At 73.5% G+C, this 11,227-nt stretch carries 10 protein-coding genes; 4 read left to right on the top strand and 6 right to left on the bottom strand.

Annotation, left to right across the window (positions count from 1 at the left end; genetic code table 11):
- The 4 genes from PSD17_RS02495 to PSD17_RS02480 all read left to right on the top strand — a co-directional run.
- Positions 1–1,882 (top strand): LCP family protein (locus PSD17_RS02495; RefSeq protein WP_339121256.1); only part of this gene is annotated, 1,882 nt, incomplete at its 5' end.
- Between the two features lie 195 nt (positions 1,883–2,077).
- A complete protein-coding gene (gene mihF / locus PSD17_RS02490) occupies positions 2,078–2,389 on the top strand; it encodes an integration host factor, actinobacterial type (protein ID WP_339121254.1) in 312 nt (103 codons plus the stop codon).
- A gap of 103 nt (positions 2,390–2,492) precedes the next feature.
- Positions 2,493–3,344 (top strand): alpha/beta fold hydrolase, encoded by an 852-nt coding sequence (locus PSD17_RS02485; protein ID WP_339121253.1) that lies wholly within the window; start codon positions 2,493–2,495, stop codon positions 3,342–3,344.
- A gap of 13 nt (positions 3,345–3,357) precedes the next feature.
- Positions 3,358–3,930, top strand: coding sequence for an AAA family ATPase (locus PSD17_RS02480; protein WP_339121251.1), 573 nt, complete (start codon positions 3,358–3,360; stop codon positions 3,928–3,930).
- Positions 3,931–4,015: 85 nt separating this feature from the next.
- Here PSD17_RS02480 and PSD17_RS02475 read toward each other — a convergent pair whose 3' ends face one another.
- The 6 genes from PSD17_RS02475 to PSD17_RS02450 are packed head-to-tail and all read right to left on the bottom strand — an operon-like array spanning position 4,016 to position 11,184.
- Positions 4,016–5,761, bottom strand: coding sequence for an acyclic terpene utilization AtuA family protein (locus tag PSD17_RS02475; protein WP_339121250.1), 1,746 nt, complete (start codon positions 5,759–5,761; stop codon positions 4,016–4,018).
- Positions 5,758–6,543: a TIGR03084 family metal-binding protein gene (locus tag PSD17_RS02470; protein WP_013673777.1), complete on the bottom strand. Its 786-nt coding sequence runs from the start codon at positions 6,541–6,543 to the stop codon at positions 5,758–5,760. Before PSD17_RS02470 ends, PSD17_RS02475 begins: the two co-directional genes overlap by 4 nt.
- 3 nt (positions 6,544–6,546) lie before the next feature.
- Entirely contained in the window at positions 6,547–7,311 is a 765-nt protein-coding gene (locus PSD17_RS02465; RefSeq protein ID WP_013673776.1) for an enoyl-CoA hydratase/isomerase family protein, read from the bottom strand.
- A complete protein-coding gene (locus tag PSD17_RS02460) occupies positions 7,308–8,828 on the bottom strand; it encodes a class I adenylate-forming enzyme family protein (RefSeq protein ID WP_339121248.1) in 1,521 nt (506 codons plus the stop codon). The genes PSD17_RS02465 and PSD17_RS02460 overlap by 4 nt, the downstream gene beginning before the upstream one ends.
- Entirely contained in the window at positions 8,825–9,616 is a 792-nt protein-coding gene (locus tag PSD17_RS02455) for an enoyl-CoA hydratase/isomerase family protein (protein ID WP_013673774.1), read from the bottom strand. The genes PSD17_RS02460 and PSD17_RS02455 overlap by 4 nt, the downstream gene beginning before the upstream one ends.
- Positions 9,613–11,184: a class I adenylate-forming enzyme family protein gene (locus PSD17_RS02450; protein WP_013673773.1), complete on the bottom strand. Its 1,572-nt coding sequence runs from the start codon at positions 11,182–11,184 to the stop codon at positions 9,613–9,615. Before PSD17_RS02450 ends, PSD17_RS02455 begins: the two co-directional genes overlap by 4 nt.
- Between the last annotated feature and the right edge of the window lie 43 nt (positions 11,185–11,227).

Below are 11,227 nucleotides of genomic sequence, written 5' to 3'. Positions count from 1 at the left end.
CACCCCGCGGCCGCCCGACGCCCCGGCGCGCCGCGCCGACGGGCCGAACCGCCCCTCCGGTGCCGCCGCGCGGCGCGGCCGCCGGCCCGGCCCACAGCGCCCTCCCGGCCCACTACCGGGCGCCGACGACGCGCGCCCGACCGTCCCGGCGCTCTCCCGGGCCGCCGTCCTCCCGGACAACGGTTCCGGCACCGACACCGGTGCCGACACGCCCGGGCGCGGACCAGGGGGCCGCGCGGCCGCCGTCGACGACCAGCCGACGTCCCGCGTCACCGACGGCCCCGCCCGCCGCGACGGCCCCGACGCCGACCGCCCGGCCCGCCCGGAACGGCTCCGCGGGGCCGGTCCCACCCGGCCGCCGGCGCGCGCAGGCACGCCCCCGGCCCGGACCGGCCCCGGCGGCCGCCGCCGCGGCCTCGGCGCCGCACTCGGCATCACCGCGGCGTCGACGCTCGTCCCGGGCTCCGGGCACCTCATCCTCGGCAGGCGCCGCGCCGGGACGGCGATCCTCACCGTCTTCCTGCTGGCGATCGCGGCGCTGGTCACGCTCGCGCTCGTCGGACGCTCGACGCTGATCGAGTCGGCGCTCTCGGCGCGGGTGCTGGCGGGGGTCGCCGTCGTCGTCCTGGCCGCCGCGCTGGGCTGGATCGTCGTCATCGTGCGGACGTGGGCGCTGGCCCGCCCGCCCGGGATGAAGACCGGCCAGCAGGCGCTCGGCACGCTCGTCGTCGTGGCGTTGTGTCTGGTGGTGGCGGCGCCCTTCGGCTTCGCGGCCGACATCGCGAACTCCCAGCGCAACCTGCTCAACGAGCTGTTCAAGGGCGGCGGGACCAGCGCCGAGGAGGCCATCAACAAGCCGCGGCTCAACGTCCTGATGATCGGCAGCGACGCCGGGCCCGACCGGACGGGCACCCGCACCGACACGATGATGGTCGCGAGCATCGACACGCACACCGCGAAGACCATCCTGTTCGGCCTCCCGCGCAACATCCAGCGTGCCCAGTTCCCGCCGGGGTCCCCGATGGCGGAGCGCTTCCCCAACGGGTTCCGCGACCCGCGCGACCCGCTCTCCGGGAACTACCTGCTCAACGCCGTGTACGCCTACGCGCACCAGAACCCGGGGGTCGCGCCCGCCGGCCCCAGCGCCGACCCCGGCATCAACCTGCTGATGCAGTCGGTGACGTACATGCTGGACCTGCCGCTGGACTACTTCCTCGAGGTCGACATGGAGGGCTTCTCCGCCCTCATCGACGCGCTCGGCGGGGTGACCGTCGACGTCGGCCCGGTGCCGCTGCCCATCGGCGGCGTGCTGCCCGACGGCCGGCACGTCCGACCCGACGGCTACATCCAGCCGGGGGTCCAGCGGCTCGACGGCGAGCAGGCGCTCTGGTTCGCCCGCTCGCGCCGCGACTCCAGCGACTACGACCGGATGGGCCGGCAGCGCTGCCTGATCCAGGCGGTGCTCGACCAGAAGAGCCCGGCGTCGCTGCTGTCGAACTTCCAGACGGTGGCGAAGGTGGCCACGCAGAACATCGACACCAACATCCCGCAGGCGCTGCTGCCGCACCTCGTGTCGCTGATCGACGACAAGGGCGTGAACCTCAGCAGCGTCACGTTCGACCCCACGCTGCCCGACCCCAACGAGCGCGACGGCCACTTCAACCCGGGCGCGCCCGATCCGTCCTACATGCGCGAGGTCGTGGCCGCCTCGATCGACGGGAAGCCGCTGCCCGCGCCGACGACGACGCCCACGACGTCGCGGTCCACCCGCTCGGCCGCGCCGACGACCGCGCCGACGACGACCCCGCAGTCCACCGCTCCGGTCTCGCTGGCGGCCTCGTGCTCGGCCTCGGACAGCCCGCAGCCGCCCGCGACGCGCTGACCTGGGGATGCTCGACGTCCCACGGTCGGGTGGCGCGACGGGCCGCATCCGTCCGCTGAGCGCATCGGAAGGCCCGCGAATCGCACCTGAGCAGGGGTTCTCGGTACGTCGTCGGGCCCTTCTGCCAGTCTGTGCGGCGAAGATGAGCCCTGTTCGACCTGGACGGGGACTTCACCGAGTAGAGGAGTTCGACACATGGCACTGCCCACGCTGACTCCCGAACAGCGTCAGGAGGCCCTGAAGAAGGCCGCCGCCGCGCGCACGGCCCGCAAGGGGCTGCGCGACGCGATCGCCCGGGGCGACGAGACGATCCCCGCGGTCCTCGACCGCGCGAAGTCCGACGCGATCGTCGGCAAGACCAAGGTCGCGGACCTGCTGAAGAGCCTTCCGGGCTACGGCCCCGCCAAGGTCAGCGCGCTGCTGGAGAAGACCGGCATCGACGCGTCCCGCCGGGCCGCGGGCCTGGGCGACCGGCAGCGCCAGGCGCTGCTCGACGCGCTCAAGTGAGCTCCGGCCCGGCACGGCGGCACGTCCGCCGCGTCGGGCCGCTCGCTCGTCCGCGCCGGGTCCCGGTTGCGGCGCCGTGCACAGCCGTTGGCAGGCTGGGCGAGTGGAACGTTTCGTCGACGTCGCCGACGGCGTGCGGCTGTGGTCCGAACGGCTGGCCGGGCCGGCCGGGGCCGACCCGCTGCTGCTGATCATGGGCGCGAACGCCTCCGGGCTCGCCTGGCCGGAGACGCTGCTCGCCCGGCTCACCGCGCACCATCCCGTGATCCGCTACGACCACCGGGACACCGGCCGCTCGACCTGGGCGTTCGACGAGCAGCCCTACTCCGTCGCCGATCTCGCCGACGACGCGGTCGCCGTCCTCGACGCCTGGGACGTCGAACGCGCGCACGTGGTGGGGATGTCGATGGGCGGCACGCTCGTCCAGCTCCTGCTGCTCGACCATCCCGACCGCCTGCTGTCGGCGACGCTGCTCTGCACAGCCGCGCTCGACGCCTGGGACGTGCCGGACATGCCCGGTCCGTCCCTGTCCCTGCTGCGGATGTGGCAGGAGTTCGACGACCCGCGCGACGACGCGGGCGAGCTCGCGTGGCGCGTGGAGCACTGGCGGCTGCTCAACGGCACCACGATCCCCTTCGACCCCGACGAGTTCCGTGAGCTCGAGCGCCGCGTCATCGCGCACACGGGGCGGCCCGACACCCCTGGTGCCCACGCCAGGGCCGCCCAGGACGGCCTGGAGCGCGCGGCGGAGCTCGGGAGCGTGACGGTGCCGACCCTCGTCGTCGAGGCGCCCGACGACCCCGTCAACCCGCCCCCGCACGCCCGCCATCTCGCCGACAGCATCGCCGGCGCCGAGCTGACGACCGTCCCGGGCATGGGACACGCGCTGCCCGCGGCCGTCGTCGACCCGCTCGCCGACGCACTGCTCGCCCACACCGCGGGCGTCCGCCGCTGACCGGGCGGGACCGATGGAGCTGGGACCCGCCGACCCGTTGCCCGCACGACCCGCCCGCGTACTGGTCGCGGGCACGTCGGGCTCGGGGAAGACGACGCTGTCCGCGCGTATCGCCGCGCTGACCGGTGCACCGCACGTCGAGATCGACGCGCTGTTCCACGGCCCCGGCTGGACCCGGATCCCGACGTTCGTCGCCGACGTCGAGGCGTTCAGTGCGCAGCCGGCATGGGTCACCGAGTGGCAGTACTCCGCCGTCCGTGACCTGCTCGCCGACCGCGCCGACCTGATGGTCTGGCTCGACCTGCCCCGCGCGACGGTGATGCGTCAGGTCTCGGTGCGCACGATGCGGCGCCGGCTCGGCCGCGAGGTCCTCTGGAACGGCAACGTCGAGCCGCCGCTGCGGACGATCCTCACCGACCGCGAGCACATCGTGCGGTGGGCCTGGGACACCCACCACAAGACGGCGCTGCGGATCACGGCGCTGGCCACCCGCAGGCCGGCGCTGCCCGTCGTACGGCTGCGTCACCGCCGGGACGTCGACCGCTGGGTCGACGGCCCGTTGCGGCGGGCCGCCGGCCCGGCCTGAGCCGGTCCGGCGGGAACTGTCGGACCCCGCCGCTAACATCGAACACATGTTCGAGACGAGGAGCGGGGTCGCGCCGGTCGCGCGGTCAGTCCTGCAGCAGTGCCTCCGGCACGTCCACGAGGCGGCTGCGCACGTACTCGCCCAGGCCCTTGGCCTGCGGGTCCGGTCGCGTCGTGGAGGCGACGCCCTCGCCCAGGATCCCGTGCACCACCACGTTGAGCGCTCGCAGGTTGGGCAGCTCGAACCGTTCGATCCGCAGGTCGGCGGCCTCGGGGCCGATCAGCCCGCGGATCGTGTCGACGTCGAGGTGGGCCGCCATCCAGGCGTACCCGGCGTCGTCGCGGGCCCAGAGGCCGATGTTGGCGTTGCCGCCCTTGTCCCCGGAGCGCGCCGCGCACACCGTCCCCAGCGGCACCCGCCGGGTCGGGCCGTCGGGCACCGCGCCGCTGCCCGGGCGGGCGCCGGCCGCGGCCCCGGTGGGCGCCGTGACGTCCGCGGGCCCGGTCGGCGGGTCGGCGACGACCCGCCGCGTCCCGTCGGGCAGCACCACCGTCTGGGTGACGGCGCTGCGCGCGACGGTGGCGGGCCGGTAGATGCCGAACGCCGACTCGCTGGAGGGCGGGGTCGTGGTGTGGAAGCCGGGGTAGCCGGCGAGCGCGAGCTCCATCGTCGCGTTGGAGAACGCGCGGCCGACCAGCCGCGGGTCCTGGTCCTTGACCGTGACCCGCAGGTGCGCCGTCGCCTGCTCGTTCGTGGGGGCGTCGGGTTGGTCGAAGCGCAGCAGCCTGACGTCCACCTCGGCGAACCGGTCGCGCCCACCCAGGATCTCGAAGAGCATCTCCTCGGCGAAGGCGGCCTTCTCCTCGATGTCCAGGCCGGTGAGGACCATGGTCATCGAGTTGCGGTAGCCGCCGTTGTCGTTGAGCGCGACCTTCAGGGTGTCCGGCGGCGCGCTGCCGCGGACCCCCGAGATGCGGGTCCGGTGCTCGCCCTCCTGCTCGAGGGTGATCGTGTCGAAGTGGGTGGTGACGTCGGGGCCGAGGTAGGCCGGGCCCTGGATCTCGTAGAGCAGCTGCGCGGTGACGGTCCCGGTGGAGACCAGGCCGCCTGTTCCGGGGTGCTTGGTGATCACGGTCGAGCCGTCGGCGGCCACCTCGGCGATGGGGAAGCCGGGGTAGCGGCGGTCGGTCACCTCGGAGAAGAACGCGTAGTTGCCGCCGGTGGCCTGCGGCCCGCACTCGATCACGTGCCCGGCCACCACCGCGCCCGCGAGCGCGTCCCAGTCGGTCGGACCCCAACCGTGCCACCAGGCCGCGGGCCCCACCACCAACGAGGCGTCGGTGACCCGCCCGGTGACCACGACGTCGGCCCCCGCGCCGAGGGCCTCGGCGATGCCCCAGCCCCCGAGGTAGGCGTTGGCCGACACGGGCTTCCCGGCGACCGGCGGGACGATCGCGCCCAGGTCGCCACGCAGGTCGTCGCCCTCGACGTGGGCGACGGCGACGTCGAGACCGAGCTTGGCCGCCACCTCCCGGATCGCGTCGGCCAGCCCGGCGGGGTTGAGCCCCCCGGCGTTCGACACGATCTTGATGCCGCGCTCGAGGCAGGTCCCGAGGATCTGCTCGACCTGGGTGAGGAACGTCCTGGCGTAGCCGAGCGCGGGGTCCTTGGCCTGCGCCTTGGCGAGGATCAGCATCGTCAGCTCGGCGAGGTAGTCGCCGCAGACGACGTCGACGGGCCCGCCCTCGACCATCTCGCGCGCGGCGTTGATGCGGTCGCCGTAGAACCCGGAGATGTTGCCGATGACGATCGGCCTGCGCGGCGTGCTCATGCGAACTGTCCCGGCTTGCGGCCGGTGCCCGCAGCACCGGCGAAGGCCTGCGCGAACGACATCCACTCGTTGGCCACCGGACCGGTGATCTGCAACGCGGTGTCGTCGCGGTGTCGGCGCTGGGTCACCGCCAGGCAGAAGTCCAGGGCCGGTCCGGTGACCCGGTCGGCCGCGCCCTCGGGGCCCCACGTCCACGTGGAGCCGTCCGGCGCCGCGAGCTCCACCCGGATGGGCGCCTCGGGCATCGCGACGCCGTTCACCGCGTAGCTGTAGGCGCGGGCACCGATGCCGATGTGGGCCACGTGGCGCAGCCGGGCCGACGGCTCACGCGTGACGCCGACGGTGTCGGCGATGTCCTGGGTGTGCGCCCAGGTCTCCATGAGCCGGGCGGTGAACGACGACGCGGCGCTCATCGGCGGCCCGTACCACGGGACCCGCAGGGCCGGGTCGAGCCCGCGGAAGGTCTCGATCAGCCGGGTGCGCTCGCCGTCGAACCAGCGCAGCATCTCCGCGCCCGTGAGGTCGCGGTACTGCAGGGCGACGGCGTCGGGGTCGATCGGCGGGGAGTTCTCCAGGTCGGCGCGGAACCCGTCCGGGTCGACGGCCGACTTCACCGCCGTGGCGTCGAAGTGCGCGAGGTGGCTCACCTGGTCGGCGATGGTCCAGCCGACGGCGGGGGTGTCACGTCGCCAGTCCGGCTCCGACAGTCCGGTGAGGATCTCGCGCAGGACCGCGGTCTCGGCCGTGATGTCGTCGGCGAGCGCGTCCATCGACACGGGCATGGCCTACCGTCCCTTCCACTGCGGGGTGCGCTTCTCACGGAACGCCGCGGGGCCCTCCTGGGCGTCGGCGGACATGTACACCGGCTCCCAGATCTCCTCGGCCCTGGCGTAGGCCTGTTCCATCGGCAGCTGCGCCGACAGATAGGCGGTGCGCTTGCTCGCGAGCACCGACAGCGGCGCGTTGGCCGCGATCCGCTTCGCGAGGTTCTGCGTGTGGTCCCGGAGATCGGCGAGGTCGACGACGTGGTTGACCAGGCCGAGCTCACGGGCCCGGTGCGCGTCGACGGGGTCGCCGGTCATGAGGATCTCCAGCGCCAGCCGCGGCGGCACCAGCCACGACAGCGGCGCCGCCCACGGCGACCCACGACCGACCTTGACCTCGCTGACCGCGAACGTGGCGTGCGTGGCGGCCACCACGAGGTCGCACTGCTGGGCCAGCAGGAAGCCGCCCGCGAACGCGACCCCGTTGACCGCGGCGATCGTCGGCTTCGGGACGTCGATGTTGCGGCCGAACTGCGGCAGGAAGTCCGGCGGCGGGACCTGCAGCGAGGTCTCCGCCATCTCCTTGAGGTCACCGCCCGCGCAGAACGCCTTCGCGCCCGTGGCGGTGAGGACGAGGACCTTGGCCGAGTCGTCGTCGTTGAAGGTCCGGATGCCGTCCCAGAGCCCGTCGCGCACCGCCTTCGACAGCGCGTTGCGGGCCTCGGGCCGATCGATCGTCAGCCAGCCGACGCCGTCCTCGACCTCGTAGTGGACCGGTCCGGTCACGGGAACTCCTTGCGCAGCTCGGGGCGGTTGAGTTTGCCGGAACCCGTGCGCGGCAAGGCATCCACGATCTCGATGCGCCGCGGACGGTGGATCCCGCGCAGGTCGGGGTGGGTCGAGGCCCACTCGGCGATCGACTCGGCGGTGACGCCCTCCTTGGCGGGCACCACGATCGCCGTCACCTGCTCGACCCAGCGCTCGTGCGCCGTGCCGATGACGGCGACCTCGGCGATGTCGGGGCACGCCGCGAGGTGCTCCTCGACCATCTGCGGGAACACGTTCTCCCCGCCGGAGATGATCATGTCGTCGATCCGGTCGACGTAGTAGAGGTAGCCGTCGGCGTCGGCGGACATGAGGTCACCGGTGCGGAACCAGCCGTCGTCGGACCACTTCTCCGAGCTGGCGCCGGGCTCGAGGTCGGGCCGGTTCCAGTAGCCGGGTGTGACGGCGTCGCCGCGCACCCACAGCTCACCCACCTCGCCGGAACCCGGCTCGATGTCGGGGCCACCCGCCGGTGGGACGAGCCGGGTCTGCACGACCTGGGAGAGCGGCCGTCCCATGGAGCCGGTCCGGCGCTGCTCGCCCGGCCGGTAGCTGATCGCCAGCCCGTTCTGCTCGGTCTGCCCGTAGATCTCCACGCCGTGGATGCCGGTGCCCTCGGCGAGCCGCTCGATCGGGGTGTTGGGCGTCCTGGAGCCGCCGAACATGCAGATGCGGAACGAGTCGAGCACGACCGGCGAGCCGACCGTCCGGTTGCCGACGTCGATCAGCATCGTCGAGATCAGGCCGCCGTAGGTGGGACGCAGGGTCGTCGCGAGGTCGAGCCACACCAGCGGGTCCCACTTGCCCATGAACGTGATCCGGCCCCCGCGCAGCAGCGTCGGCAGGCTGACCAGGTGCAGGCCGCCCACGTGGAACAGCGGCATGCAGTTGAGCGCGTGGTCGTCGCCGGTGAGCTCGTACCAGTCGATGACGGCTTCGACCTGCGCGGTGACGTTGCGCTGGGTCTGCCGCACGCCCTTGGGCACCCCCGTCGAACCGGAGGTGTACATGATCAGCGCGTCGTCGTCGTCGTAGCGCGGGACGACGTCGGTGGCCGGCTCGCTCGCCGCGACCGCCGCGGTGAAGCTCCCGTCGGGCCCGGTCGTGAGCAGCCGGACGGGCGCGTCCCCGAGCAGGTTCTGCAGCCGCGCCACGTCGCCGGGCAGCGCGACGACGGCCGTCGCGCCCGAGTCGAGGATCGCGTGCCGCAGCGGCGCGTCCGGGAACAGGTAGTTGAGCGGGACGCCGACACCGCCCGCCTGCCACACACCGAGCAGGCCCGGTAGGTAGTCGAGCGTGTTGGGCAGGAAGAACCCGACGCGCTCGCCGGGCTGCAGCCCCTCGCCGAGCAGGTGCGTCGCGAACCGGGCTCCCGTCTCGGCGAACTCGCGGTAGGTGAGCGTGACGTCGTCCAGCCCCGTCGCGATCCGCTCGGCATGGTCGGACGCGCTGCGGCGCAACAGCATCGCGATGTTCATCGACGATCCTCCGTCCTCCGGCGACTCTGCCGGAACGCCTCGAAACCCTCGGTGGCGGCCTTCGACCGCAGTGCGGCCGCCTGGCTGACCGCCTCCAGCTCCAACGAGCTGCGCAGGTCGCTGTCCAGGCTGTGGTTCACGAGCTTCTTCGTCAGCGCGACGGTGTAGTCGGGCATCGACGCGAGCTCCGCGGCCTTCGCCACGGCCGTCGCGAGCGCGGCGTCCGGGTCGGGCTCGACGATGTTCGCGATGCCCCATTCGAGGGCGCGGGCGGCGTCGATCTCCGGCGCCAGCAGCATCAGCTCGCGGGCCCGGTGCACCCCGACGATCCGCGGCAGCAGGTAGGCGCCGGCGACGTCGGGGACGATGCCACGCCTGGCGAACACCTCGCACAGCCGCGCCTCGGCCGACATCACGACGAGGTCGCAGGCCAGGGCCAGGTTGATGCCGCCGCCGTAGGCGACCCCGGACACCGCCGCGACCACCGGCAGCCGCGACTCCCAGATCTCGACGACGACCCGGTGGAACGCGCGCATCATCGTCAGCAGCGCGGTGTCCTCACCGGAGATGGCGCCGAGGATGTGGTCGACGTCCCCGCCCGCGGAGAAGTGCCCGCCCGCGCCGGTCAGCACGACCGCGCCGATCGTGGAGCCCTCCGCGGCGTCGCGCAGGGCCTCCTCGATCTCCCCCACGGTCTGCGGGGTCAGCGCGTTGCGCCGGTCGGGCCGGTCCATCGTCAGGATCCGGACCCGGCCCTCGTCCTTCACGTCCACGTGGCGGTCGGTCACGACACCCGCTCCTTCTCGTCCGCGCCGCGTTCGGCGAGCAGATGACGTTGTAGCTTCCCGGTGGTGCTGCGCGGGAGCTCGGCGGCGTCGACGAACTCCACGAAGTGCGGCCGCTTGAACGCCGCGAGCCGGTCGCGGCACCAGGCGACGACCTCCTCGCCGCTCACGTCGGCCCCGGGGGCGCGTACCACGACGACCTTGACGGTCTCGCCCCAGCGCGGGTCGGGGACCCCGTAGGCGCAGACCTCCTCGACCCCGGGGTGGCCCGCGATCGCCTGCTCCACCTCGGCCGGGTAGACGTTCTCGCCACCGGTCTTGATCAGGTACTTCGCCCGGTCGACGTAGGACAGCGTGCCGTCGTCGTGCCGGACGAGGACGTCGCCGGTGTGCAGCCAGCCGCCCGCGAACACCTCGGCGGTGGCCTCGGGGTCGTCGAGGTAGCCGGCCATCGTGGTCGGGCCGCGCACGACGCACTCCCCCGGAACCCCGACGGGCGTCTCCTGCAGCTGGGCGTCGACGATCCGGACCTCCATCAGCGGGGTCGGCATCTTGCGCAGGTGCGGGTCCTCGCCGGGCCCGCTCCAGCCGTGCGCGAGGACGTAGCTGGTCTCGGTCTGGCCGAACGCGTCGTTGAAGTCCACGTCGAGCGCCGCCGTCAGCTCCTTGACGACCGTCGGCATCATGTTGGCGTACCCGATCACGAACCGCAGCGTCGACAGGTCGTAGTCGGTGCGGCGCTCGTGGTGCAGCACATCGGTGATCACGCCGGGCAGCAGCAGCGTCCACGTCAGCCGGTGGCGCTGGACGGCCGCGAACATCGTCTCCGTGTGGGCGGTGGCCAGGGCGCAGAAGATGCCGCCGGTGAGCAGCGTGGCGTTGAGCGACTCGTCGCCGCCGGTGTGGAACAGCGGCAGCCAGCCCACGAACCCGTCGTCGGGGGTGAGCGAGTACCACTGCGCCAGCCGCAGCGCGCGGATCGCCGCCGCCTGCTGGGTGATCATGGCGCCCTTGGCCCGGCCGGTGGTGCCGGAGGTGTAGAGCACGTTGTGCACGTCGGAGGGCTGTGCGACGTCGGCCGGCACGTCGCCGTCGGCGGGCAGCGCGGAGTAGGGCTCGAAGCCGGCGGCGTCGCCGGTGTCGTCCATGCAGTACCAGTGCCGCACCGACGGGCAGCGGTCGCGCACCGCCGCGGCCCGGTCCGCCCCGAGCCCCGACGTCACGAACGCGACGGGTCGGGCCACGCCGACCGCGTGCGCGATCTCCTCGGCGTGCCACCGGATGTTGAGGGTGATGGCGGTGACGCCGAGCCGCGCCAGCGCCACGTAGAGCTCGACGAACTCGGGCCGGGTCTCCGACAGCACCGCGACCCGGTCGCCGTGCCGGACCCCGCTCGCGGCGAGGCCCGCCGCCAGCCGCCCGGCCCGCTCGCCCAGCTCGCGGTAGGTCCACACCGGACCGTCCGGGTCACCGGTGGTGACCGCGGTGCGGTCGGCGAAGATGCGGATCGAGCGCCGGTACAGTGCGTCGAGGGTCGTCCCCGCCGCGGCCGCGACGAGCCCGGCCGTCACCGAACATCCCCCTGTGAGCAGCGATGGTCACCGGAGCGACCAT

Origin of the sequence: Pseudonocardia sp. D17 (assembly GCF_036984265.1) — a bacterium.
Lineage (GTDB): Bacteria > Actinomycetota > Actinomycetes > Mycobacteriales > Pseudonocardiaceae > Pseudonocardia > Pseudonocardia benzenivorans.
This window is presented reverse-complemented; position numbering and strand designations above follow the sequence as displayed.